Here is a 23,402-nt window from a genome sequence, read left to right on the forward strand (position 1 = left end):
GGCCCGCAGGGCGTCAGGCCTGGCCGGCTCCCCGGCGGGCGGCCCGCTCGAAGGCGTCGAGCAGCGGTTGCAGGCGCGCGCCGCGGGTCTTGAGCGAGGCCTGGTTGACGATCAGGCGCGAGGAGATGGCCATGATGTCTTCGACGGCGACCAGGTCATTGGCGCGCAGCGTGCCGCCGGAGGAAACCAGGTCGACGATGCAGTCGGCCAGCCCGACCAGCGGGGCCAGTTCCATGGAGCCATACAGCTTGATGATGTCGACGTAGACACCCTTGGCGGCGAAGTGTTCGCGCGCCGATTGCACGTACTTGGTGGCGACCCGCAGGCGGGCGCCCTGGTGCACCGCCGCCTGGTAGTCGAAGCCGTTGCGCACCGCCACGCACAGCCGGCATTTGGCGATGTCGAGGTCGATCGGCTGGTACAGGCCGCCCGGCTGCTGGGCGGCGTGTTCGATCAGGACGTCCTTGCCGGCGATGCCCAGGTCGGCGGCGCCGTACTGCACGTAGGTGGGCACGTCGGAGGCGCGCACGATGATGAGCCGCAGCGCCGGATCGCTGGTGGGCAGGATCAGCTTGCGCGAGCTTTCCGGGTTCTCGGCCACGTGGATGCCGGCCTCGGCCAGCAGCGGCAGGGTTTCTTCGAAGATGCGGCCCTTGGACAGCGCCAGGGTGATGGGCGCGGCGGTCATGAGGCTTCCTTGCCGGTCAGGCGCTGGATGTCGGCGCCCAGCGAGCGCAGCTTGACTTCCATTTTGTCGTAGCCGCGATCGAGGTGGTAGATGCGGTCCACCTGGGTCTGGCCCTCGGCGGCCAGGCCGGCGATCACCAGGCTGGCCGAGGCGCGCAGGTCGGTCGCCATGACCGCGGCGCCGGACAGGCGCGCCACGCCGCGCACCACGGCGGTGTGGCCGTCGATGTCGATGTCGGCGCCCATGCGGCGCAGTTCCTGCGCGTGCATGTAGCGGTTTTCGAAGATGTTCTCGACGATGACGGCAGTGCCCTCGGCGACGGTGTCCAGCGCCATGAGCTGGGCCTGCATGTCGGTGGCGAAGCCCGGGTATTCGTGGGTGCGCACGCCGACCGCGCGCGGCCGGCCCTGCATGGCGGCGCGGATCCAGTCGGGGCCGGTTTCGATGGTCAGGCCGGCTTCGAGGAGCTTGTCGAGCGTGGCGCCCATGGTCCCGGGCGCGGCGTCGCGCAGCATGATGTCGCCGCCGGCCGCGCCCACGGCGCACAGGAACGTGCCGGCTTCGATGCGATCGGGAATGACGCGGTGCTCGGCGCCGTGCAGGCGGTCGACCCCGTCGATCACGATACGGTCGGTGCCGTGGCCCTGGATGCGGGCGCCCATCTTGATGAGCAGTTCCGCCAGGTCGATGACCTCGGGTTCGCGCGCGGCGTTCTCGAGCACAGTCCGGCCTTCGGCCAGCGCGGCCGCCATCAGCAGGTTCTCGGTGCCGGTGACCGTCACCATGTCGGTGCGGATCGACGCGCCCTTCAGGCGCTTGGCGCGGGCCACCACGAAGCCGTGCTCGATGCTGACGTCCGCCCCGAGCGCGGCCAGGCCCTTGATGTGCTGGTCGACCGGGCGCTGGCCGATGGTGCAGCCGCCGGGCAGGCTCACGCGCGCCTCGCCGAAGCGCGCCAATAGCGGCCCGAGCACCAGGATCGAGGCGCGCATGGTCTTGACCAGTTCGTACGGCGCCTCCAGGTTGTCGACGCGGTCGGCTTGCACGGTGACGACGCCGTCGGCGCCGCGCTCGGCCTTCACGCCCATGCGGCCGAGCAGGCGCAGCATGGTGGAGGTGTCGTTGAGGTCCGGCACATTGGCCACCGAGATGGCGTCGGCCGTGAGCAGGCCGGCGCAGAGGATCGGCAGGGCCGCGTTCTTGGCGCCGGAAATGGCGACTTCGCCGCGCAGTTGCGGGCCGCCGGTAATGCGTAGCTTGTCCATCAGTTGCCCGCCTTGGTGTATTCGTCGGGAGTGAGCGTGCGCATGGAAAGCGCGTGGATTTCGGCCTTCATGCGTTCGCCCAGCGCCGCGTAGACCAGCTGGTGGCGGGCGACCGGACGCTTGCCCTCGAAGGCCCGGCTGACGATGAGGGCGTCGAAGTGCGAGCCGTCGCCCTGTACGTCGAGGTGCTCGCACGGCAGGCCATCGGCGATATATTGGCGGACCTGCTCGGGGGTGGGTAGCATGGACTTCAATTCCTGAGTTTGTAGCCGCTGGCCAGCAAGCGCATCGTGGTGATCGCCAGGACGACGAATACCCCGGCCACTACCGCCAGGCTGCGCCACGGCGAGACATCCGACACGGAGAAAAAGCCGTAGCGAAAGCCGTCGATAGTGTAGAAGATGGGGTTCCAGTGCGATACGGCCTGCCAGAACGGCGGCAGCGTATGAATGGAATAGAACACGCCGGACAGGAATGTGGCCGGCATGATCAGGAAATTCTGGAATACCGCCAGCTGGTCGAATTTCTCCGACCACAGGCCCGCGATCAGGCCCAGCGCCCCCATGATGCCGCAGGCCAGGATGGCGAAGACGATGATCCAAAGCGGGTGGGCCGGCGGCAGCGGCGTGAAGCAGATGGCCACCAGCCACACACAGGCGCCCACCGCCAGGCCGCGCGCCACGGCCGCCAGCAGGTAGGCGGAGAAGATCTCGCGGTGCGACAGCGGCGGCAGCAGCACGAACACCAGGTTGCCGGTGATGCGGCTCTGGATCAGCGAGGATGACGGGTTGGCGAAGGCATTTTGCAGCATGCTCATCATCATCAGCCCGGGAATCAGGAACGCGGTGTACGGCACGGTGCCGTACACCATGACGCGGCCTTCCAGCACCTGGGCGAACACCAGCAGGTACAGCAGCGCGGTGACCACCGGCGCGGCAATGGTCTGGAAGGCGACTTTCCAGAAGCGCAGCAGTTCCTTGCGCAACAGCGTGGGAAAGCCCGAGCCGGCGTCCAGGCGGGGCTCCACCAGCGGTTGGGAGGTGGGAGTCAGGGGGGGCGTCACGACGAGACCTCTTCGGGTTCCAGGTCGGCCACGGGCGTGTCGTCGCGGTGCATGATGCGCACGAAGGCGTCTTCGAGGTCGACCCCGCCCACCCGCGCCAGCAGCGCCTGGGTGGTGTCCAGCGCGACGATGCGGCCGCCCTTGAGCATGGCGATGCGGCCGCACAGGGCTTCGGCTTCTTCCAGGTAGTGCGTGGTCAGCATGATGGTGTGGCCAGCCTTGTTCAGGCGCGAGATGAATTCCCACAGCGTGCGGCGCAGGTCGACGTCCACGCCCGCGGTGGGCTCGTCGAGCACGATGACGGGCGGGCGGTGCACCAGCGCCTGGGCCACCAGCACGCGCCGCTTCATGCCGCCCGACAGGGCGCGCATATTGGAATTGGCCTTGTCGGCCAGCCCGAGGTTGAACAGGATCTCGTCGATCCAGTCGTCGTTCTTGCGCAGGCCGAAATAGCCGGACTGGATGCGCAGGGTCTCGCGCACAGTGAAGAACGGGTCGTAGACCAGTTCCTGCGGCACCACGCCCAGGGCGCGCCGGGCGGCCTTGTAGTCGGTGGTCACATCGTAGCCGCAGACGCTGGCGCGGCCGCTGGAGGCGCGCGCCAGGCCGGCCAGGATGGAAATCAGGGTGGTCTTGCCCGCGCCGTTGGGGCCCAGCAGCCCGAAGAATTCGCCTGGCTCGATGGTCAGGCTGACGTCGTTCAGGGCCTGGAAGCCTGGTCCGGCGGAGTGTCCGAGCAGCTTCTTCCAGCCGGGCAGGCGCGGCGGGTAGATCTTGGAAACGTGTTCTAGGCTGACGGCGGACATGGTAGCGGCGAGGGCCCGGGAAAGAGCGAATCGCCCATTATAAAAGGCGGCGCGCCTCCCGGTGGCCGGGGGCGCGCCGCCTGCTGGCTTACTGGTTGCGCTGGTTGAGCGCCTGGATCAGGCCGTCGATGCCCGATTGGTTGATCTGCTGGGCGAACTGGTTGCGGTAGTTCTGGATCAGCCAGATGCCCTCGACGTTCATGTCGTAGATGCGCCAGCCTTGTGCGGGGTCTTTTTCGAGCCGGTAATCGACCTGCACCGGCTGGCCGTTGGCCTGGGTGATCAGGCTGCGCACCACCACGTCGTCGGCGTTGGGGTCGCCGCGGAACGGCAGCAGCTTGATGGTGGTGTTCTGGTTCACGCTGGTCAGCGCGCCGCTGTACGTGCGGATCAGGGTGCCGCGGAAGGCCTCGGCCAGCGCGTCGCGCTGCTCCGGCGTGGCCTGGCGCCAGTAGCGGCCGGCCGCCAGCTGGGTGGTCTTGCGGAAATTGACGTACGGCAGGATGTAGGTGTCGACCGCCTGGTTGATGCGGCTCAGGTCGCCGGCGCGCAATTGGCCGTCGGCCTTGATGGCGGCCAGCGCCTCGTTGGCGGCGTCCAGCACGAACTTGTCCGGCGCGCCGTTGGGATCGGGCTTGGCCTGGGCGCCGGCGGCGGCCATCAGGCCGAGCGCCGCGGCGAGGAACAGGCGTTGCAACACGGAATAGACAGGAAACCGCATGAGAACTCCTTGCTGAATGAGGCCGCGCCCTTACTGGCTGGAGGCGGGCGCGGCCGGCTGGACCGGGGCGGGCGCGGATGCGTCGCCGTCGTCGTCGCTGTAGTCGGGCAGGCTGTCTTCGTCGGCCGCCGTGCCGCGCACCATGGCCGCCCGTCGCTGCAGGTAGGCGTCGCGGACGAAGCTGTAGGGATCGAGCGCGACGCGGTCGACCATGTCGGTGGTGTCGAGCAGGCTGGCGCGGGTGTCGACGATGTCGAGGCCCCACAGCGAGTTGCGCCAGCGGGTGTTTTCGATGGCGCCCGGGTTGGAATAGGTGATCATGCCGCCCTGCCAGTCGCCGATCAGGCCGACGCCGTCGCGCACCGAGCTGGCGCCCAGGAGCGGCAGCACCAGGTAGGGGCCCTGGCCGAAGCCCCACACGCCCAGGGTGGTGCCGAAGTCGTTGGGAATCCGGCGCGCGCCGTTGGCCGAGGCGACGTCGAAGCAGCCGCCCACCCCCATGGTCGTGTTGAACAGGAAGCGTCCCAGGGTGTTGACGAAATCGTGGCCGCGGCCCTGCAGGAAACTGTTGGTGGCCGACCAGAGGTCGCCCACGTTGCTGAACATGTTGTGCACGCAGCTGCGCACCGGCTGCGGCGTGACGTAGGTGTAGGCCTGGGCCACCGGCTTGAACAGGGCGCGGTCGACGGTGTCGTTGAACTTGTAGACGCCGCGGTTGAAACCTTCCCAGGGGTCGCGCGGATCGGGGTTGCCGGGGGCGGCGCAGCCCGCGGTCACGGCACACACGGCCAGGGCGGAGGCGAGTCGAACGTAGGTAGGCGTCTTCATGGTGGGGTCGGCCCCGGGGACGTAAGGTTCAGGTGGTTCACTGGATGCCACGGATGGCGCTCGGGACGGCCCGGGAAATTATCCCCGAGCCCGGGCGGCGCGCCGTCAATTCCCCGGCGTGCTGCCCTGTTTTTCCGCGGTGCCGTACAGGAACTGGCTGATGAGCTGTTCCAGCACGACCGCGCTCTGGGTATAGCGGATTTTGCCGCCGTCGGCAAAGTTCTCCTCTTCGCTGCCGGCGGACAGGCCCACATACTGCTCGCCCAGCAGGCCGGAGGTGAGGATGGATGCCGAGGAGTCCTTGGGGAACTGGTAGCCCTCTTCCAGGTCGAGCGTGACGACCGCCTGGAAGACCTTGTCGTCGAAACTGATCTTGCTGACCCGGCCCACCACCACGCCGGCGCTCTTGACCGGCGCGCGCGCCTTGAGGCCGCCGATGTTGTCGAAATTGGCCGTCAGGGTGTAGGTGGGCGCGAACGAGAAGCTGCTGAGGTTGCCGGCCCGCAAGGCCAGGAACACCAGCGCGGCGGCGCCCAGCAACACGAACAGCCCTACCCAGAAATCGGTTTTTTCGCGTGACATGATGAATCCGTATCAATTGCCAAACATCAGGGCGGTCAGGAGGAAGTCCAGGCCCAGCACGGCCAGCGAGCCCACGACGACGGTGCGCGTCGTGGCGCGGGCCACCCCTTCGGGCGTGGGGCGGGCTTGCCAGCCTTCATAGAGCGCCACCAGGGTCACGGTGACGCCGAACACCAGGCTCTTGAGCACGCCGTTGGCCACATCGTCCCAGACGTCCACGCCGCTTTGCATCTGCGACCAGAACGCGCCGGCGTCCACGCCGATGAGCAGCACGCCGACGATCCAGCCGCCCAGGATGCCGACCATGGAGAACACCGCGGCGAGCACCGGCATGGCGATGATGCCGCCCCAGAAGCGCGGCACCAGCACCCGCCGCATGGGGTCGACCGCCATGACCTCCATGGCGGCGAGTTGTTCGCCGGCCTTCATGAGGCCGATTTCGGCGGTCAGCGACGTGCCGGCGCGGCCGGCGAACAGCAGCGCCGTGACGACCGGGCCGAGCTCGCGCACCAGCGACAGCGCCACCAGCAGGCCGAGGGCCTCTTCGGAGCCGTAGCGGTTGAGCGTGTAATAGCCCTGCAGGCCGAGCACGAAGCCGACGAACATGCCGGATACGGCGATGATCAGCAGGGAATAGTTGCCGATGAAGTGTACTTGCTGCGATACCAGCCCCGGACGCGACACGGCGATGCCGCTGCGCGCCAGCAGCGCGCCCAGGAACCGGGTGAAGAAGCCCACGCCGCTGACCTGGGTCCGCACCCAGCGGCCCAATGCGGCGAGAGCCTGGGTCGGCCCGCTCATGATTTGCGTCCTTGTTGCCGCGCCAGCCAGGCCTGGAAGGCCGGGGTGGCGGGGTACTGGAAGGCCACCGGCCCATCCGGTTCGCCGCGCAGGAATTGCCGCACGTAGGGATCTTGCGATTCCGACAGCGTCTGCGGCGTGCCCGCGGCCACCAGGCGGCCCTGGCCGACCAGATATACCTGGTCGGCGATGGCGAACGATTCCTGCACATCGTGGGTGATGAGCACCGATGCGCAATGCAGCCGGTCGGCCAGGTCGCGGATCAGGCGCGCGGTGATGCCCATCGAGATGGGGTCCAGCCCGGCGAACGGCTCGTCGTAGAGGATGAGTTCGGGCTCCAGCACCACGGCGCGGGCCAGCGCCACGCGGCGCGCCATGCCGCCGGAGATTTCCGCCACGCGCAGGTGCGCGGCGGCCCGCAGGCCGACCGCATCGAGGGTGTCGAGCACGCGCGCGGTGAGTTCCGCCTCCGGCTGGCGCGTGTGCTCGCGCAGCGGGAACGCGACGTTCTCGAAGACGTTCAGGTCGGTGAACAGCGCGCCTTGCTGGAACAGCACGCCCATGCGCTTGCGCAGCGCCTGCAGGCCGTCGCCGTCGACCTGGGCGAGGTCGGTGCCGAATGCCCGCACCTGGCCCCGCAGGGCTTGCAGCTGGCCGGTCGCGGCCCGCAACAGGGTGGTCTTGCCCGATCCGGAGCCGCCCATGACGGCCACGACCTGCCCGGGTCGGACTTCCATGGTGATGTCCTGCAACACCGTGAAATCGCCATAGCCTAGCGAAACCCTGTCCAGGGACAGGGCGTAGTCCGGGCTGTTGCGAGTTTGAACGGGCATAGGCAGCGGGGAGTTGAGGGGGCCGGCAAGAGGCTGGCCCCCGTGGCGACGGCCATTGTAGCGTGTAGCGGCCAGCCTGCCCGGCGGCGCATCTACTGCGCTATTGCAGCGTGATGTTGCCTTTTTTGATCACTTCGGCCCATTTCGCGGTCTCGCTGGCGATGAAGGCGCCGAATTCCTCGGGCGTGCCGCCGCCGGCCTGACTGCCGGTGTCGGCAATGGCTTTCTGCACTTCCGGGTCCTGCAGGATGCGGTTGAATTCGCTGTTGAGCCTGGCGATGATGGGCGCGGGGGTGCCGGCCGGGGCCACGATGCCTTGCCAGTTGTACGACTCGAAGCCGGGCAGGCCCGCTTCGGCCAGGGTGGGTACTTCGGGCAGCACGTCCAGCCGCTTGGCCGAGGTCACGGCAATGGGGTGGATCTTGTTGCCGCGTATGGCCGGCAGGGCCGAATAGCCCATCTCGAACATCATGGAAATATGGCCGCCCATCAGGTCGGTGGCCGCCAGGCTGCCGCCCTTGTACGGCACGTGCACGATATCGATGCCGGCCTGCTCGCGGAACATTTCGCCCGACAGGTGGTGGGCGCCGCCCACCCCGGACGAGCCGAAAGTCAGTTTCCCGGGCTCTTTCTTGGCCAGGGCGATCAGTTCCTGCAGGTTCTTGACCGGCAGGGAATTGTTGACGCTCAGGACCAGCGGGCTGTTCTCGATCAGGATGACGGGCGCCAGGTCCTTGGCCGCGTCATAGGGGATGTCGGGCATCAGGGTGGGGTTGACCGCCATCGGCGCCAGGTTGCCCGTGCCGATGGTGTAGCCGTCGGGGGCGGCCTTGGCGATCAGGCTGGTGCCGATCACGCCGCCGGCGCCGGCCTTGTTCTCGACCACCACGCTCTGCTTGAGCGAGTCGGCCAGCTTGCGCGCCAGCAGGCGCACGCGGGTATCGGCGAAGCCGCCGGGGGCGTAGGGCACGATCAGCGTGATCGGCTTGTTGGGCCAGTTGCCGGCATCCTGGGCGTGGGCGGGGGCGCCGGCCAGGACAGCGGCGGCCAGCAGGCCAGCCAGCAGGGGGCGTAGCGGTTTCATGCGCGGACTCCTCTTTTCGATATAGCGCGGAACCTGCCATTATGCCCGCTGCGGAATGGCCAGCGCGGCCAGCGCCAGCAGCGCGGCGCTGGCGCCCAGCACCATCGCCAGGTCGACGCCGAGCCGGCCCGCCCAGGCGGCCGCCAGCGGCCCGAGGATCTGGCCCACCGCGAAGGCCGCCGTCATGGCTGCCGCCGCGCGGGCCGCGCTGGCGCCGGCGCTGCGCCGTGCGGCCTGCATGCCCGCCTGGGTGATCACCACGAACGTGCCGCCCACCAGCAATGCCGCCAGGGCGATCGCGCCGAGCGAATCGCGCAGCGCCGGGGCCGCCATGCCGGCCGCCATGAGCAACTGGGCGGCCCGCCAGATGCGCCGTTCGTCGCCGCCGCGCGCCAGGCGCGGCGCGATCAGGCAGGACGCCGCGGCCGCGGCCCCGAAGCACGGCCATACCCAGCCGAATACGGCGGGGTCGGCGACCCGCGCCTGCGCCATGGCGGGCAGGAAGGTCGCCGGCACGATATAGCCCATGCCGAACAGCCCGTAGTGCAGGGTCAGCCAGCGGATGTCGCGCCGTTCGCCAGCCGGGGCGGCCGGCCTGCGCGCCGCAGCGGGCGCGGCCGCGGGCGCGGGCCGGCGCCACAATGCCAGCGCCGCCGCCAGCGCGGTCGCCCCCGCCAGCGCGCCCAGCGCCAGCCAGTTCAAGTCCGCCCCCGCGCCCGCCTGCATCAGGGCCAGGCAGGCCAGGCCGCTGGCGGCGATGCCGACGCCCACGCCGGCGTAGGTCCAGCTGAGGATGGCGGCCTCGGCGCGGGCGCCGGGCGGCACCGGGCGCCATGCCGCCACGCAAATGAAGGCCCAGGCGCTGGCATAGCCGGCCGCCAGTCGCAGCGCCAGCCACGCCGCCATGCCGTCCAGCACGGCCATGCCCAGTGTCAGCAGGACGACTGCCGCCAGGCTGCCCAGCAGGCCGGCGCGCACCCGCCGCACCGGAAATACCACCGCGGCCAGCGCCCCGGCCAGATAGCCGGCGTAGTTGGCCGAGGCTAGCCAGCCGCCCTGCGCCAGCCCCAGCCCGGCCTCCTGCGCCATCAGCGGCCAGATCGGCGTGAAGGCGAAGCGGCCGATGCCCATGGCCACGGCCAGGGCGGCCAGGCCCGGCCAGGCCAGCAGAATCGGGGCGGGGGTGCGGGAAGCGATCGAGACTGACATGACGGCAGTCTAGGCGCGTATTATTATCTTTAATAGTGAATTATTAAGAACATGAGTTCTTGAAATGAGAAATTTGGACCTCGATGCCCTGCAGATATTCAAGGCGGTGGCCGAGCGCGGCGGGGTGGCGCGGGCGGCCGCGCACCTGAACCGCGTGCAATCCAATGTGTCCACCCGCCTGCGCCAGCTGGAAGCGGCGCTGGGTACCACACTGTTCCAGCGGCACAACCGCCGGCTGGTGCTGTCCGCCCAGGGGCGCCTGCTGCTGGACTACGCCGACCGCCTGCTGCGCCTGTCCGATGAAGCGCGCGCGGCGCTGCAGGAAGGCGCGCCGCGCGGCACCCTGCGGCTGGGCACCATGGAGAGCACGGCCGCCGCGCGCTTGCCGCCCATCGTGGCCGCCTATCACGCCGCCTGGCCGCAAGTCAGCATGGAATTGGTGTCGGGCACCAGCGCGGCGCTGGTCAACCAGGTGCTGGCCGGCGATATCGAGGCGGCGTTCGTGGCCGAGCCGTATGCCGACGATGGCCTGCAGGCCATGCCGGCCTTTACCGAGACGCTGGCGGTGATATCGCCGCTGACCGGCCCGCCGCTGGATAGCGCGCGCGCCTTGCGCGGCGCGACGCTGATCGCATTCAGCGCGGGCTGCTCATACCGGCGCATCCTGGAGGCCTGGCTGGCCCGGGAAGGCATCGCCCCGGGCCGGGTGATGGATTTCGCCTCGTACCATGCGATCGTGGCTTGCGTGGCGGCGGGCGCGGGGGTGGCCATCGTGCCGCGTTCGGTGCTGGGCGTGCTGCGGGCCGAAGGGACGGTGCGGGTCAGCGCCCTGCCGCCGCCATTCGTCGAGGCGCGCACCATGCTGGCATGGCGCCGCGGGCATCAGTCGCCCGCGCTGGATGCGCTGCGTGCCGAACTGCTGGCGCAGACCCGGCCGCAGGCCGGCGCGGCCGTGCCTCAGAACCGGTAGCCCACCCCTACGGTGGCCACCCACGGGTCGATGCGCGCCGTGCCGATGCGCTGGCCGTCCAGCTTCACCTTGGAGGAAATGTCGATATAGCGCAGGTCGGCGTTCATGAACCAGTTGTCGCTGAGCTTCACGTCCACGCCCAGCTGGCCGGCCAGGCCCCAGGAGTCGCCCAGGTCCAGGTCGGACCCGCTGAGCGGGCCGCGCGCCTGCGTGTCGAAGAAATGGGTGTAGTTGACGCCCACGCCGACATAAGGCTGCACCGTGCTGTCGGGCAGGAAATGCCACTGCAGGCTCAGGGTGGGAGGCAGGTGTTTGGTGGAGCCGATCTTGCCCAGGCCGCCGCTGCCCCGGATATCGTGCTGGAAGGGCCAGGCGCCGAGCAGCTCGATGCCGACGTGCCGGGTGGCCATGTATGTCACGCTGAAACTGGGGCGGACGTTGCTGCTGACGTCCAGGTCCACGCTGCCGCCCAGCACGCTGCCGTTGTCCGACTTGGGCTTGACCTGCGTGACGCCCAGCTTGAACAGCCAGTCGCCCGCTTCGTGGGCATGGGCGGGGCCGGCCAGGCTGGCGGCGCACAGTGTGGCGGCGGCGACGGTACGGATCACTGACATGGAACGCTCCTAGAGAACAGGGAAGCGAGAGGATCGCAGGCCGGCCGGGTAACCGTTTTGATCCATGTCAGCAGTAGGGTTATTTATGATTCGGGTATAGACCGTGCAACATTGTGACGACAGCGGCGCACAGTAAAACGCCAGGTTTCGCAAGAAACCTGGCGTCTACAGCCAAGACCGGGGTGCGGGCTCAGCGCGGCAGTTCGCTGGCCCCCATCAGGTACTCGTCGACCGCGCGGGCGCACTGGCGGCCCTCGCGGATGGCCCACACCACCAGCGATTGCCCGCGGCGCATATCGCCGGCGGCGAACACCTTGTCCACGCTGGTGCGGTAATCGTCGGTATTGGCGCGCACGTTGCCGCGCGCGTCACGATCCACGCCGAAGGCATCCAGCACGTTCTGCACCGGCGACACGAAGCCCATGGCCAGCAGCACCAGGTCGGCCTGGATCTCGAATTCCGAGCCCTCGACCTCGCGCATCTTCATCTGGCCGGTGGCCTCGTCCTTGAACCATTCGACGCGCGCGGCCACCAGCTTCTCGACCTTGCCGTTGCTGCCCTTCAAGGCCTTGGTAGTGACGGCCCAGTCGCGTTCGCAGCCCTCTTCGTGCGACGACGAAGTGCGCAGCTTGAGCGGCCAGTAGGGCCAGACCAGCGGCTTGTCTTCCGCCTCGGGCGGCCGGGGCATCAATTCGAACTGCGTGACCGAGGCCGCGCCGTGGCGGTTGCTGGTGCCGACGCAGTCCGAACCGGTGTCGCCGCCGCCGATCACCACGACGTGCTTGCCCTTGGCCAGCGTCTGGCCGATCAGGCGGTCGCCCGCCACGGCCTTGTTCTGCTGGCGCAGGAAGTCCATGGCGAAGTAGACGCCGTCGAGCTCGCGGCCGGGCACGGGCAGGTCGCGCGGCGTTTCGGAGCCGCCGGTCATGGCCACGGCATCGAATTCGGCCAGCAGCGATTCCGGGGTGCGCACGGTCAGGCCGTCGGCCACCGGGTCGGCCGGGTTGCCCACATAGGTGGAGGGCGCGAACTCGACGCCTTCGGCTTCCATCTGGGCGATGCGGCGGTCGATCTGCGACTTCTCGAGCTTGAAATCGGGAATGCCATAGCGCAGCAGGCCGCCGATGCGATCGCTCTTTTCGAAGACAGTCACCGAATGGCCGGCGCGCGCCAGTTGCTGGGCGCACGCCAGGCCGGCCGGGCCCGAACCGACCACCGCCACCTTCTTGCCGGTCTTGCGGGCCGGCACTTGCGGCACGACCCAGCCTTCCGCCCAGCCCTTGTCGATGATGGCGTGCTCGATCGACTTGATGCCCACCGCGTCGCTGTTGATGTTGAGCGTACAGGCAGCTTCGCAGGGCGCCGGGCAGATGCGGCCGGTGAATTCCGGGAAATTGTTGGTGGAGTGCAGCACGTCGAGCGCGCGGCGCCATTCCTGGCGGTACACCAGGTCGTTCCAGTCGGGGATGATGTTGTTGACCGGGCAGCCGTTGTTGCAGAACGGGATGCCGCAATCCATGCAGCGGGCGGCCTGCTGCTTGGATTGCTCGTCGGACAGGTGCAGCACGAATTCGCGCCAGTTCTTCAGGCGCTTCTGCGGCGCTTCAGTGGCTTCCTGCAGCCGCTGAAATTCCATAAAGCCAGTGATCTTTCCCATTTCGAATCCTTAGGCAGCCAGTTGTTCAGGGTTGGCTGCACGCCACATTTCGCCCAGCGCACGGCGGTATTCCGTCGGCATGACCTTGATGAACTTGCCGCGCGAGGCCTCCCAGTCGCCCAGGATCTCGCGGGCGCGGAAACTGCCGGTGTAGCGGAAGTGGTCTTCGATCAGCCGGCGCAGGATGGTCTCGTCGGTTTCGCGTTCGCCGCCGCGCTGCGCGCTGTGCCAGCCTTCGCGGCTGTTCTGCGCGTGTTGCTCGGCATGCGGCACGATGGCTTCGAGTTCCACCATGGCCATGTTGCAGCGGTGCTTGAAGCTGCGGTCCGGGTCCCACACGTAGGCGACGCCGCCCGACATGCCGGCGGCGAAATTGCGGCCCGTGCTGCCCAGCACCACGACCGTGCCGCCCGTCATGTATTCGCAGCCGTGGTCGCCGGTGCCTTCCACTACCGCGGCCGCGCCCGAGTTGCGCACGGCGAAGCGTTCGCCGCCCACGCCGTTGAAGAAAGCCTCGCCGGCCAGGGCGCCGTACAGCACGGTGTTGCCGACGATGATGTGGTCGGGGCCGAAGCCGCGGAAATCGTTGGGGGAACGCACGATGATGCGCCCGCCCGACAGGCCCTTGCCGACGTAGTCGTTGGCTTCGCCCACCAGGTCCAGGGTGATGCCGTGCGCCAGGAAGGCGCCGAAGCTCTGCCCGGCCGTGCCGTTGCACTGGATGTGGATGGTGTCGTCCGGCAGCCCGTCATGCCCATAGCGCGCGGCCAGCGCGCCGGACAGCATGGCGCCCACGGTGCGGTTGCGGTTGCGCACCGGCGTGATGAACGACACCTTTTCGCCGCGCTCCAGCGCGGGCTTGCTGCGTTCGATGAGCAGGTGGTCGAGCGCGCCGGCCAGGCCGTGGTCCTGCGCCTCGGTCTGGCGCTTCTCGGTATCGACCTGCGGCTGGTAGAAGACGCGGCCGAAGTCCAGGCCCTGGGCCTTCCAGTGGTCGATGCCGGCGCGCATGTCGAGCAGGTCGGCGCGGCCGATCAGGTCGTCGAACTTGCGGATGCCCAGCTGGGCCATGATTTCGCGCACTTCTTCGGCGATGAAGAAGAAGAAGTTCACCACGTGCTCGGGCTTGCCCTGGAACTTGCGGCGCAGCACCGGATCTTGCGTGGCCACGCCCACCGGGCAGGTGTTCAGGTGGCACTTGCGCATCATGATGCAGCCTTCGACCACCAGCGGCGCCGTGGCGAAGCCGAATTCGTCGGCGCCCAGCAGCGCGCCGATGACCACGTCGCGGCCGGTCTTCATCTGGCCGTCGGCCTGCACGCGGATGCGGCTGCGCAGGTGGTTCAGCACCAGGGTCTGCTGCGTCTCGGCCAGGCCCAGTTCCCAGGGCGTGCCGACATGCTTGATGGACGACACGGGCGAGGCGCCGGTGCCGCCGTCGTGGCCGGCGATCACGACGTGGTCGGCCTTGGCCTTGGCCACGCCGGCCGCCACCGTGCCCACGCCCACTTCCGATACCAGCTTGACCGAGATGGAGGCCTTGCTGTTGACGTTCTTGAGATCGTGGATGAGCTGCGCCAGATCCTCGATGGAATAGATGTCGTGGTGCGGCGGGGGCGAGATCAGGCCCACGCCCGGCACCGAATAGCGCAGCTTGGCGATGTATTCAGACACCTTGTGGCCGGGCAGCTGGCCGCCCTCGCCGGGCTTGGCGCCCTGCGCCATCTTGATCTGGATCTGATCGGCGCTGGCCAGGTATTCGGCCGTGACGCCGAACCGGCCGGAGGCCACCTGCTTGATGCGCGAGCGCAGCGAATCGCCCGCCTGCAGCGGCACGTCGGCTTCGATGCGTTCGCTGCCCAGCACCGAGGCCAGCGTGTCGCCCTTCTTGATGCCGCTCTTGCCGTTGCGCATCTCGGCGCGGTAGCGCAGCTCGTCCTCGCCGCCCTCGCCCGTGTTCGATTTGCCGCCGATGCGGTTCATGGCCACGGCCAGCACGGTGTGGGCCTCGGTCGAGATGGAGCCGAGCGACATGGCGCCGGTGGCGAAGCGCTTGACGATTTCCTTGGCCGGCTCGACTTCTTCCAGCGGGATGGCGCGCGACGGTTCGAAGCGGAACTCGAACAGGCCGCGCAGCGTCATGTGGCGGCGGCTCTGGTCGTTGATGATCTGCGCGTACTCCTTGTACGTGCGGTAGTTGTTGGCGCGCGACGCATGCTGCAGCTTGGCGATGGAATCGGGCGTCCACATGTGCTCTTCGCCGCGCACGCGGTAGGCATATTCGCCGCCCGCGTCCAGGTCGTTGGCCAGCACCGGGTCGTTGCCGAACGCGGCGCGATGCTGGCGCAGCGCTTCCTCGGCCACCTGGAAAATGCCGATGCCCTCGATGTTGGACGCCGTGCCGGTGAAGTACTTGTCGACCAGGGCGCGCTGCAGGCCCACGGCCTCGAAGATCTGCGCGCCGGTGTACGACATGTAGGTCGAGATGCCCATCTTGGACATGACCTTGTTCAGGCCCTTGCCGATGGCCTTGATGTAGTTCTTGACCGCCTTGTCGGGGTCGGCCATGCGGCCCAGCGATTCCAGCGCCAGGTAGGGATGGATGGCCTCGGCGCCGTAGCCGCCCAGCAGCGCGAAATGGTGCACCTCGCGCGCCGAGCCGGTTTCTACCACCAGGCCGGTATTGGTGCGCAGGCCGGCGCGGATCAGGTGCTGGTGCACCGCCGACGTGGCCAGCAGCGCGGGGATCGCCACGCGCTCGCTGTCGACCAGGCGATCGGACACGATCAGGATGTTGTAGCCGCTCTGCACCGCGTCGACGGCGCGCGCGCACAGCGCGGCCACGCGGGCCTCGATGCCTTCCGAGCCCCAGGCCGCCGGGTAGGTGATGTCCAGTTCGTAGCTGCGGAACTTCTTGCCGGTGACCTGCTCGATGTCGCGGATCTGCGCCATGGCGGCGAAATCCAGCACCGGCTGCGACACTTCCAGGCGCAGCGGCGGGTTGACGTTGTTGATGTCCAGCAGGTTGGGCTTGGGGCCGATGAACGACACCAGCGACATCACCAGCTGTTCGCGGATCGGGTCGATCGGCGGGTTGGTCACCTGCGCGAACAGTTGGCGGAAGTAGTTGTAGAAGGGCTTGGCGCGGTTCGACAGCACCGCCAGCGGCGCGTCGTTGCCCATCGAGCCGACGATCTCCTCGCCGGTGGTGGCCATCGGCTCCAGGATGAACTTGTAGTCTTCCTGGGTCCAGCCGAAGGCCTGCTGGCGGTCGAGCAGCGACACGGACGACTGCGTGGCCGGCACGGCCTGGCGCGGCGCGGGCAGCGATTCGAGCTTGATCTGCAGGCGCTCGATCCATTGACGGTACGGGCGGCTGTTGGACAGCTGCAGCTTGATCTCGGCGTCGTCGATGATGCGGCCCTGTTCCAGGTCGATCAGGAACATCTTGCCCGGCTGCAGGCGCCACTTCTTGACGATGCGGTTCTCGGGAATGGACAGCGTGCCGGCCTCGGACGCCATGATGACCATGTCGTCGTCGGTGATCAGGTAGCGCGCCGGGCGCAGGCCGTTGCGGTCCAGCGTGGCGCCGATCTGGCGCCCGTCGGTGAAGGCCACGGCGGCCGGGCCGTCCCACGGCTCCATCATGGCCGCGTGGTATTCATAGAACGCGCGGCGGCTCTCGTCCATCTGCGTGTGCTGTTCCCAGGCTTCCGGGATCATCATCATCATGGCGTGGGCCAGCGAATAGCCCGAGTTCACCAGCAGTTCGAGGCAGTTGTCGAAGGTGGCGGTATCGGACTGGCCTTCGTAGACGATCGGGTACAGCTTCTTCAGGTCGTCGCCCAGCACGGCCGACTGCATCATGCCTTCGCGCGCGCGCAGCCAGTTGAAGTTGCCCTTCACGGTGTTGATCTCGCCGTTGTGCGCGATCATCCGGTACGGGTGGGCCAGCGGCCAGGCGGGGAAGGTGTTGGTCGAGAAGCGCTGGTGCACCAGGGCCAGGGCCGACACGGTGCGCGGGTCGGCCAGGTCGCGATAGTAGCGGCCGACCTGGTCGGCCAGCAGCAGGCCCTTGTAGACCACGGTGCGCACCGAGGCCGACGGCACGAAATATTCCTTGCCGTGCGCCAGGCGCATGGCCTGGATGGCGTGGCTGGCCGTCTTGCGGATGACGTACAGCTTGCGCTCCAGCGCGTCGGGCACCATGACGTCGGCGCCGCGGCCGATGAACAACTGGCGGATGACCGGCTCGACCGAGCGCACGGTGGGCGACATGGGCATGTCGACATCCACCGGCACGTCGCGCCAGCCCAGCACGATCTGGCCCTCGGCGCGCACGGCGCGTTCGAGTTCCTGTTCGCAGGCCAGGCGCGAGGCGGTTTCCTTGGGCAGGAACACCATCGCCACGCCGTACTCGCCCGGCGGCGGCAGCGTCACCCCTTGCTGGCTCATCTCGTCGCGGTACAGCGCGTCGGGGATCTGGATCAGGATGCCGGCGCCGTCGCCCATGAGCTTGTCGGCCCCCACCGCGCCGCGGTGGTCCAGGTTTTCCAGGATCTTCAGGCCCTGCTGGATGATGGCGTGGCTCTTGCGGCCCTTGATATGGGCCACGAACCCGACGCCACAGGCGTCATGTTCATGCTGGGGGTTGTAAAGGCCCTGCGGCGCCGGCAGACCGATGCGGCTGGCATCGATGGGCGTCGCGGCGGGGCGACAGGAAGCATCGTGGGAAGTAGGTGACATAGCGCGCTCCGCAGTGGCCTGCGTCGGGATGTTGCAGTGCAAGGGAAGGACGATACTGCGGCACGGCAAGCGCTGCAATACAAACAAACAGGGTGTGTCCCTATATTATTTATTTCACCAAAATGGTGCACATATATGGTGACGCATTAAAAGTACTTATAAAACAATCAGATGGATTGTCACGAAGAAGGCGTGAACCTGCGTCGCGTGGCCTCTGGCCGCGAAAAGCTATTATGCGTCCCTATATTTTTGTGGCGAAATCGCGAATCGGAAGGATGCGCGGCAGGCGGGATGGCGCGCGGGGGCGACGGGGTCGGCGCGGCCTGGTGTGGCGGGAGATTCAGGTTTCGGAGGCGCCGTTGCCGTCGGCGGGCGCGGCGGCGGTGACGGGCTCGACCGGCTTCTTGCGGGGACGGCCGCGCTGCCCCGGGGCGACCCGCCGGCTGGCGGTGTGGGCCAGGCTGGCGATGAAGGCCGGGCCGCCCAGCGCCCACTGGCCGGACACGGCCTGGTCGATGCGCTGGCTTTGCTCGCGCGACAGCCCTTCCTGCAGGCGGCGGCGGTAATTGGCCTGGCGGTCGAACGGCGTATTGCCGCAGGCCCAGTAATCGGCGTGGTCGGATTGCCACGGCGAGGGCGGCGTGGCTGGCGAAGTGTTGCCGGTATGGCTGCCGGCGGACGACCAGGGCCAGGAATCGGGGTCATGGGCGCCGCCGCTGCGCACGGGGTAGGTTTCGAGCCAGACCAGCGCCGGCAGCACCCATACGCCGGGCTCGAGCAGCGCCGAGCGGTAGCGGCCGGCGAACACGCGCCCGCCGCGCAGGCGGGCCGCCAGGTTGCGGCCCAGGGTCTGCATCAGGCGGGGCAGGCCTTCTTCGTCGGCCGGCGTGGCCAGCAGCAGGATGCGGTCGTTGGCCAGCACCCAGCCGTGCACCGCGACACGGTGCCGCTGGGCGGAATCGCCCAGCCACGCTGCCAGCTGGTTCAGGATGTCCTGCGGCGCCGGCTGCGAGGGCGCGGCCAGCGGCTGGACAAAATTGGCCTGCACCAGTTGGGGCAGCCCGGGGGCATACAAACGGGGCAGACGGGCCATAGTAGGGAGGCGTGCGCAGCCAAAAGAACGTTGGGGTCGATCAACTATATATAAATAGTGCCATAACCGTCGAGGGTCAAGCGTTGCGGGTGCGCAAATGGCCGCCCGCTGGACTGCCGATGCGCCCGCCGCGGCCTTCACGGGCCGGTCGCTCATGCAGGTTAACATCGGGGCTGCAAACGCAATAGCCGTAGAAACACCTCAAGGAGAGCCCTGCATGAAGACCAAAGCCGCCATCGCCTGGAAAGCGGGTGCGCCGCTGACCGTGGAAGAAGTGGACCTGGAAGGTCCGCGCGCCGGCGAAGTCCTGATCGAGGTCAAGGCTACCGGCATTTGCCACACGGATTACTACACCCTCTCCGGCGCCGACCCGGAGGGCCTGTTTCCCGCCATCCTGGGCCACGAAGGCGCCGGGATCGTGGTCGACGTGGGCCCCGGAGTTGCGTCCCTTAAAAAGGGCGACCACGTCATTCCGCTCTACACGCCGGAATGCCGCCAGTGCAAATTCTGCCTCTCGCGCAAGACCAACCTGTGCCAGGCCATCCGCACGACGCAGGGCAAGGGTCTGATGCCGGACGCCACCTCGCGCTTTTCGCTGGACGGCAAGCCACTGTTCCACTACATGGGCACCTCCACCTTCTCGAACTACATCGTCGTGCCGGAGATCGCCGTCGCCAAGGTGCGCGAGGACGCGCCGTTCGACAAGATCTGCTACATCGGCTGCGGCGTCACCACTGGCGTGGGCGCGGTGGTGTTCACCGCCAAGGTCGAGGCCGGCGCCAATGTGGTGGTGTTCGGCCTGGGCGGCATCGGCCTGAACGTGATCCAGGGCGCCAAGATGGTGGGCGCCGACAAGATCATCGGCGTGGACCTGAACCCCGAGCGCGAAGCCATGGCCCGCAAGTTCGGCATGACGCACTTCGTCAACCCGAAGGAAGTCGAGAACGTGGTCGACCACATCGTCCAGCTGACGGACGGCGGCGCCGACTATTCCTTCGAGTGCATCGGCAATACGCAGGTCATGCGCCAGGCGCTGGAGTGCTGCCACAAGGGCTGGGGCCAGTCCGTGATCATCGGCGTGGCCGAGGCCGGGGCCGAGATCAGCACCCGGCCGTTCCAGCTGGTGACCGGCCGCCAGTGGAAGGGCTCGGCGTTCGGCGGCGCGCGCGGCCGCACCGACGTGCCCAAGATCGTCGACTGGTACATGGACGGCAAGATCAACATCGACGACCTGATCACCCATACCCTGCCGCTGGAGCGGATCAACGAGGGCTTCGACCTGATGAAGCGCGGCGAGTCGATCCGTTCCGTGGTGCTGTACTGACGCGCCGCCGTCTTCAATCGCCAACAGGAAAGCACAGGCCATGGCAGACCTGGAACTGATCTCGCAACATCGCTGCTTCGGCGGCTGGCAGCGCTTTTACCGCCACGCATCGGCCGAGATCGGCCTGCCCATGCGGTTTTCCGTGTTCGTGCCGCCGCAGGCCGAACAGGGCCGCGTGCCGGTCTTGTTCTACTTGGCCGGGCTGACCTGCACGGAAGAGACCTTCATGATCAAGGGTGGCGCCCAGCGCCTGGCCGCCGAGCACGGCCTGATGCTGGTGGCGCCCGACACCAGCCCGCGCGGCGCCGGCATTGCCGGCGAGGACGACGACTGGGACTTCGGCACCGGCGCCGGCTTCTACCTGGATGCGACCGCCGAGCCGTGGCGCGCCCACTATCGCATGGAAAGCTACGTTGCGGGCGAGCTCTACGGCATCGCCACCGGCGAGCTGCCCGGCGATCCGCAGCGCACCGGCATATTCGGCCATTCGATGGGCGGGCACGGCGCGCTGGTGCTGGCGCTGCGCCATCCCGGGCAGTTCCGTTCGGTGTCGGCCTTTGCGCCGATCGCGGCGCCGACGCGCTGCCCATGGGGGCGCAAGGCGTTCAGCGGCTACCTGGGGGCCGACCCCGAGGCCTGGAAGGCCCATGACGCCAGCGAGCTCATGGCCCGCGCGCAGCGGCCATTCCCCGCCGGCATCCTGGTGGACCAGGGGCTGGCCGATGGTTTCCTGGCTGAGCAGCTGTACCCGGAAGCCTTCGAGCAGGCCTGCCGGCAGGCCGGCCAGCCCCTGACGCTGCGCCGTCACGAAGGCTACGATCACGGCTACTACTTCATTTCCACGTTCATGCAGGATCACATCCGCTTCCACGCGGACCAATACAACACGTAGTCCTGCGCCGGAGCGCGCCGCCCGCATGGCGCCGGCGCGCATGTCCAAGGAGGCCCACAGTGATATACGGCTTGGCTCCCTTCGTCTGGATGGCCGTGGCGGCCTGCATCGTGCTGGTCCCGGGCCTGGCGCTGCTGTTCGGCCGGGGCGGGCCGCGCGATGCGTCCGGGCGGCGAGTGTTCCGGCTGCGCCCGGTGCGGCGCCTGTTCGGCGCCCTGCTGGTCGCGCTGGCCGCCGTATCGGCCGTGCTGGCACTGACGCTGGTGCAGTTCCTGCGCCTGACCACCGACGAGCCGGTGGCCCGCGTGCAGATCCACGAACAGGCGCCGGGGCAGTTCCAGTTGACTGCCGAAGCGCCCGGCCTGGGCACCCGCATGTATCCGCTGGCCGGCGACCAGTGGCAGATCGACGCCAAGGTGGTGCGCTGGCGGCTGCCCGCGCTGCTGGCCGGCGTGCCGCCGCTGTATGCCTTCGAACGCCTGTCCGGCCGCCATAGCGACATTGCCCGCGAGCAGGCCGCGCCGCGCTCGCTGCACTCGCTGGCCGACTGGCCGGTGCCCGACCTGGCCGCCCTCAAGCGCGTGTTCCCGAACTGGCTGCCGTTCGTCGACGTGCAATATGGCAGCGCCGCCTACATGCCCATGTTCGACGGCGCCCGCTATCGGGTCTATATGGACCCGCGCGGCGCGGTGGTGATACGTCCCGAGGGCGAGGCCACTGAACAGCGGCTGCGGGAACTGGGATGGTAGGCTGGTTGTTCAGTCATCGTCGAAATCCCCGGCGCCCAGCTTGATCACGCCGTCCGAAGGTACCCATTGCGCTTTTTTTGCAAGCGCCTGGATTTTTTCCTGTCCGTTCTCGAACGCGCGCAGCAATTCGGCGCCCGTGCCGTCGGCGGCGCCGAAATAGCGCCGCAGCGCGTCCCCGGAGATCTCGAACTGCCGCGTGACACCGCCCGTCTCGAGTTCGAAGACGATGTCGTCTCCGCGGGCCTGCGCGTGCGTGGCTTTGGCGAATGCGTTCATATGGAGTCCTCGCGTCAAAGGGCTGGCTTGCCGCCCGTGAGGGCTGTCTGGCAAGCGGCGTGCCGCGGGGCGGGCCGGCCGGCACGCGCCTTGCCGGACACCGCAAGGTAGCGGGCGCGCGAGAGGTAAATAGGGACGTATTATCGCGGGCTTGCCCGGGAACTCTGCGGCAGTGCAGCAGTCGAATTAGCACTCGCATGCCGAGAGTGCTAACATCAATCTGATACAGTCGTCCACCCCTACCCTGGAGACCGCAACCATGAAACAACCCAGCAGCTCGTTGGCCCTGTCCGGCAACGCCCTGGCGTTGGCCATTGCCAATCCAGGCTCGCTCGGCACCATCGAAGCCTATATTTCGGCGGTGAACCGCCTGCCGGTGCTCACCGCCGAGCGCGAAACCGAGCTGGCCCGCCGCCTGCGCGACCGCGACGACCTCGACGCCGCCCGCGAACTGGTGTTGTCGCACCTGCGGCTGGTTGTTTCGGTGGCGCGCCAATACCTGGGCTACGGCCTGCCGCACGCCGACCTTATCCAGGAAGGCAATGTCGGCCTCATGAAGGCCGTCAAGCGTTTCGACCCGGAGCGCGGCGTGCGTCTGGTGTCGTTCGCCGTGCACTGGATCAAGGCCGAGATCCACGAATTCATCATCCGCAACTGGCGCATGGTCAAGGTGGCCACCACCAAGGCCCAGCGCAAGCTGTTCTTCAACCTGCGCAGCATGCGTCCCGACGGCCACACGCTCGATCCCGAACAGGTCGATCGCATCGCCCAGGAACTGAACGTGCGCCGCGAGGACGTCAGCGAAATGGAAGTGCGCCTGTCCGGCCGCGACCTGTCGCTGGAAAAGCAGGACGATGACGAAGAGCCGTTCGCTCCCATCGCGTACCTGTCCGACGATTGCCGCCAGGAGCCCACCCGCGTGCTCGACCGCCGGGCGCACGACGAACTGCAGGGCGCCGGCCTGGCCCACGCGCTGGAAGCGCTGGATCCGCGCTCGCGGCGCATCATCGAAGCCCGCTGGCTGCAGGATGACGGCGGCATCACGCTGCAGGAACTGGCACAGGAATTCGGCGTGTCGGCCGAACGCATCCGCCAGATCGAAGCCGCCGCCCTCAAGAAGATGCGAGGCACGCTGGCCGCGGCCTGACGCGTCGCCGGCCAGCCGGCCTCGTTGATACATTTTGATTCAAAATCGACGCGG

Annotated in this window: 22 protein-coding genes; 5 read left to right on the forward strand and 17 right to left on the reverse strand. The window is 68.1% G+C overall.

Annotation, left to right across the window (positions count from 1 at the left end; translation table 11 throughout):
* Positions 1-13: 13 nt before the first annotated feature.
* From hisG to CAL24_RS00805, 12 genes are all read right to left on the reverse strand, one after another.
* Positions 14-688 carry an ATP phosphoribosyltransferase gene (gene hisG / locus CAL24_RS00750; protein ID WP_038853281.1) on the reverse strand — a complete coding sequence of 225 codons (675 nt, stop codon included), beginning with the start codon at positions 686-688 and terminating at the stop codon, positions 14-16.
* A complete protein-coding gene (gene murA / locus CAL24_RS00755) occupies positions 685-1,953 on the reverse strand; it encodes a UDP-N-acetylglucosamine 1-carboxyvinyltransferase (protein ID WP_094805475.1) in 1,269 nt (422 codons plus the stop codon). The genes hisG and murA overlap by 4 nt, the downstream gene beginning before the upstream one ends.
* A complete protein-coding gene (locus tag CAL24_RS00760) occupies positions 1,953-2,198 on the reverse strand; it encodes a BolA family protein (protein WP_028353732.1) in 246 nt (81 codons plus the stop codon). Before CAL24_RS00760 ends, murA begins: the two co-directional genes overlap by 1 nt.
* Positions 2,199-2,203: 5 nt before the next feature.
* Complete coding sequence (locus tag CAL24_RS00765) at positions 2,204-3,016, reverse strand: ABC transporter permease (RefSeq protein ID WP_094805476.1); 813 nt, start codon at positions 3,014-3,016, stop codon at positions 2,204-2,206.
* The gene (locus tag CAL24_RS00770) at positions 3,013-3,822 is read right to left on the reverse strand and encodes an ABC transporter ATP-binding protein (RefSeq protein WP_028353730.1); all 810 of its coding nucleotides are present in this window, start codon (positions 3,820-3,822) and stop codon (positions 3,013-3,015) included. Before CAL24_RS00770 ends, CAL24_RS00765 begins: the two co-directional genes overlap by 4 nt.
* An 88-nt stretch (positions 3,823-3,910) precedes the next feature.
* Positions 3,911-4,543, reverse strand: a complete 633-nt coding sequence (locus CAL24_RS00775; protein WP_094805477.1) for an MlaC/ttg2D family ABC transporter substrate-binding protein — start codon at positions 4,541-4,543, stop codon at positions 3,911-3,913.
* A gap of 30 nt (positions 4,544-4,573) precedes the next feature.
* On the reverse strand, positions 4,574-5,371 hold the full coding sequence (locus CAL24_RS00780) for an MlaA family lipoprotein (protein ID WP_028353728.1): 798 nt from the start codon (positions 5,369-5,371) through the stop codon (positions 4,574-4,576).
* A 105-nt stretch (positions 5,372-5,476) separates the two neighbouring features.
* Positions 5,477-5,953 carry an outer membrane lipid asymmetry maintenance protein MlaD gene (gene mlaD, locus CAL24_RS00785; RefSeq protein ID WP_028353727.1) on the reverse strand — a complete coding sequence of 159 codons (477 nt, stop codon included), beginning with the start codon at positions 5,951-5,953 and terminating at the stop codon, positions 5,477-5,479.
* A gap of 12 nt (positions 5,954-5,965) precedes the next feature.
* On the reverse strand, positions 5,966-6,754 hold the full coding sequence (gene mlaE, locus CAL24_RS00790; RefSeq protein ID WP_028353726.1) for a lipid asymmetry maintenance ABC transporter permease subunit MlaE: 789 nt from the start codon (positions 6,752-6,754) through the stop codon (positions 5,966-5,968).
* Positions 6,751-7,587 carry an ABC transporter ATP-binding protein gene (locus tag CAL24_RS00795; RefSeq protein ID WP_094805478.1) on the reverse strand — a complete coding sequence of 279 codons (837 nt, stop codon included), beginning with the start codon at positions 7,585-7,587 and terminating at the stop codon, positions 6,751-6,753. Before CAL24_RS00795 ends, mlaE begins: the two co-directional genes overlap by 4 nt.
* A 100-nt stretch (positions 7,588-7,687) precedes the next feature.
* A complete protein-coding gene (locus CAL24_RS00800; RefSeq protein WP_028353724.1) occupies positions 7,688-8,671 on the reverse strand; it encodes a tripartite tricarboxylate transporter substrate binding protein in 984 nt (327 codons plus the stop codon).
* Positions 8,672-8,710: 39 nt separating this feature from the next.
* The gene (locus tag CAL24_RS00805; RefSeq protein WP_094805479.1) at positions 8,711-9,880 is read right to left on the reverse strand and encodes a YbfB/YjiJ family MFS transporter; all 1,170 of its coding nucleotides are present in this window, start codon (positions 9,878-9,880) and stop codon (positions 8,711-8,713) included.
* A gap of 64 nt (positions 9,881-9,944) precedes the next feature.
* Between CAL24_RS00805 and CAL24_RS00810 the strand changes: the two genes are divergently transcribed.
* Entirely contained in the window at positions 9,945-10,850 is a 906-nt protein-coding gene (locus tag CAL24_RS00810) for a LysR family transcriptional regulator (protein ID WP_028353722.1), read from the forward strand.
* On the opposite strand, the gene CAL24_RS00815 is transcribed toward CAL24_RS00810, so the two are convergent.
* The 4 genes from CAL24_RS00815 to CAL24_RS00830 all read right to left on the reverse strand — a co-directional run bounded on the left by CAL24_RS00815 (position 10,838) and on the right by CAL24_RS00830 (position 18,960).
* Positions 10,838-11,464, reverse strand: a complete 627-nt coding sequence (locus CAL24_RS00815) for an OmpW/AlkL family protein (protein ID WP_028353721.1) — start codon at positions 11,462-11,464, stop codon at positions 10,838-10,840. The genes CAL24_RS00810 and CAL24_RS00815 overlap by 13 nt on opposite strands.
* 190 nt (positions 11,465-11,654) lie before the next feature.
* Positions 11,655-13,121, reverse strand: a complete 1,467-nt coding sequence (locus CAL24_RS00820) for a glutamate synthase subunit beta (protein WP_094805480.1) — start codon at positions 13,119-13,121, stop codon at positions 11,655-11,657.
* Positions 13,122-13,130: 9 nt separating this feature from the next.
* Positions 13,131-17,867, reverse strand: a complete 4,737-nt coding sequence (locus tag CAL24_RS00825) for a glutamate synthase-related protein (RefSeq protein ID WP_028353719.1) — start codon at positions 17,865-17,867, stop codon at positions 13,131-13,133.
* Between the two features lie 340 nt (positions 17,868-18,207).
* Positions 18,208-18,960, reverse strand: coding sequence for a hypothetical protein (locus tag CAL24_RS00830; protein WP_028353718.1), 753 nt, complete (start codon positions 18,958-18,960; stop codon positions 18,208-18,210).
* A gap of 217 nt (positions 18,961-19,177) precedes the next feature.
* Here CAL24_RS00830 and CAL24_RS00835 point away from each other — a divergent pair, with 217 nt between their 5' ends.
* The 3 genes from CAL24_RS00835 to CAL24_RS00845 are packed head-to-tail and all read left to right on the forward strand — an operon-like array spanning position 19,178 to position 21,925.
* The gene (locus CAL24_RS00835; RefSeq protein ID WP_028353717.1) at positions 19,178-20,284 is read left to right on the forward strand and encodes an S-(hydroxymethyl)glutathione dehydrogenase/class III alcohol dehydrogenase; all 1,107 of its coding nucleotides are present in this window, start codon (positions 19,178-19,180) and stop codon (positions 20,282-20,284) included.
* A gap of 40 nt (positions 20,285-20,324) precedes the next feature.
* Positions 20,325-21,176 (forward strand): S-formylglutathione hydrolase, encoded by an 852-nt coding sequence (gene fghA, locus CAL24_RS00840; protein WP_028353716.1) that lies wholly within the window; start codon positions 20,325-20,327, stop codon positions 21,174-21,176.
* Positions 21,177-21,235: 59 nt separating this feature from the next.
* The gene (locus CAL24_RS00845) at positions 21,236-21,925 is read left to right on the forward strand and encodes a hypothetical protein (protein WP_028353715.1); all 690 of its coding nucleotides are present in this window, start codon (positions 21,236-21,238) and stop codon (positions 21,923-21,925) included.
* Positions 21,926-21,934: 9 nt separating this feature from the next.
* On the opposite strand, the gene CAL24_RS00850 is transcribed toward CAL24_RS00845, so the two are convergent.
* Complete coding sequence (locus CAL24_RS00850; protein ID WP_028353714.1) at positions 21,935-22,201, reverse strand: DUF1488 family protein; 267 nt, start codon at positions 22,199-22,201, stop codon at positions 21,935-21,937.
* A gap of 259 nt (positions 22,202-22,460) precedes the next feature.
* Here CAL24_RS00850 and rpoH point away from each other — a divergent pair, with 259 nt between their 5' ends.
* Positions 22,461-23,348, forward strand: coding sequence for an RNA polymerase sigma factor RpoH (gene rpoH, locus CAL24_RS00855; protein WP_038853279.1), 888 nt, complete (start codon positions 22,461-22,463; stop codon positions 23,346-23,348).
* Positions 23,349-23,402: the final 54 nt, after the last annotated feature.

Origin of the sequence: Bordetella genomosp. 2 (genome assembly GCF_002261345.1) — a bacterium.
Classification (GTDB): domain Bacteria; phylum Pseudomonadota; class Gammaproteobacteria; order Burkholderiales; family Burkholderiaceae_B; genus Bordetella_A.

What these genes read in the sequence shown, in the direction of transcription:
- CAL24_RS00850 (WP_028353714.1), bottom strand. Translation starts at nt 22,201, where the DNA reads ATGAACGCATTCGCCAAAGCCACGCACGCGCAGGCCCGCGGAGACGAC.
- murA (WP_094805475.1), bottom strand. Translation starts at nt 1,953, where the DNA reads ATGGACAAGCTACGCATTACCGGCGGCCCGCAACTGCGCGGCGAAGTC.
- CAL24_RS00810 (WP_028353722.1), top strand. Translation starts at nt 9,945, where the DNA reads ATGAGAAATTTGGACCTCGATGCCCTGCAGATATTCAAGGCGGTGGCC.
- CAL24_RS00775 (WP_094805477.1), bottom strand. Translation starts at nt 4,543, where the DNA reads ATGCGGTTTCCTGTCTATTCCGTGTTGCAACGCCTGTTCCTCGCCGCG.
- CAL24_RS00770 (WP_028353730.1), bottom strand. Translation starts at nt 3,822, where the DNA reads ATGTCCGCCGTCAGCCTAGAACACGTTTCCAAGATCTACCCGCCGCGC.
- CAL24_RS00780 (WP_028353728.1), bottom strand. Translation starts at nt 5,371, where the DNA reads ATGAAGACGCCTACCTACGTTCGACTCGCCTCCGCCCTGGCCGTGTGT.
- CAL24_RS00800 (WP_028353724.1), bottom strand. Translation starts at nt 8,671, where the DNA reads ATGAAACCGCTACGCCCCCTGCTGGCTGGCCTGCTGGCCGCCGCTGTC.
- mlaD (WP_028353727.1), bottom strand. Translation starts at nt 5,953, where the DNA reads ATGTCACGCGAAAAAACCGATTTCTGGGTAGGGCTGTTCGTGTTGCTG.
- hisG (WP_038853281.1), bottom strand. Translation starts at nt 688, where the DNA reads ATGACCGCCGCGCCCATCACCCTGGCGCTGTCCAAGGGCCGCATCTTC.
- CAL24_RS00820 (WP_094805480.1), bottom strand. Translation starts at nt 13,121, where the DNA reads ATGGGAAAGATCACTGGCTTTATGGAATTTCAGCGGCTGCAGGAAGCC.
- fghA (WP_028353716.1), top strand. Translation starts at nt 20,325, where the DNA reads ATGGCAGACCTGGAACTGATCTCGCAACATCGCTGCTTCGGCGGCTGG.
- CAL24_RS00825 (WP_028353719.1), bottom strand. Translation starts at nt 17,867, where the DNA reads ATGTCACCTACTTCCCACGATGCTTCCTGTCGCCCCGCCGCGACGCCC.
- CAL24_RS00815 (WP_028353721.1), bottom strand. Translation starts at nt 11,464, where the DNA reads ATGTCAGTGATCCGTACCGTCGCCGCCGCCACACTGTGCGCCGCCAGC.
- CAL24_RS00760 (WP_028353732.1), bottom strand. Translation starts at nt 2,198, where the DNA reads ATGCTACCCACCCCCGAGCAGGTCCGCCAATATATCGCCGATGGCCTG.
- CAL24_RS00805 (WP_094805479.1), bottom strand. Translation starts at nt 9,880, where the DNA reads ATGTCAGTCTCGATCGCTTCCCGCACCCCCGCCCCGATTCTGCTGGCC.
- CAL24_RS00795 (WP_094805478.1), bottom strand. Translation starts at nt 7,587, where the DNA reads ATGCCCGTTCAAACTCGCAACAGCCCGGACTACGCCCTGTCCCTGGAC.
- mlaE (WP_028353726.1), bottom strand. Translation starts at nt 6,754, where the DNA reads ATGAGCGGGCCGACCCAGGCTCTCGCCGCATTGGGCCGCTGGGTGCGG.
- CAL24_RS00830 (WP_028353718.1), bottom strand. Translation starts at nt 18,960, where the DNA reads ATGGCCCGTCTGCCCCGTTTGTATGCCCCCGGGCTGCCCCAACTGGTG.
- rpoH (WP_038853279.1), top strand. Translation starts at nt 22,461, where the DNA reads ATGAAACAACCCAGCAGCTCGTTGGCCCTGTCCGGCAACGCCCTGGCG.
- CAL24_RS00835 (WP_028353717.1), top strand. Translation starts at nt 19,178, where the DNA reads ATGAAGACCAAAGCCGCCATCGCCTGGAAAGCGGGTGCGCCGCTGACC.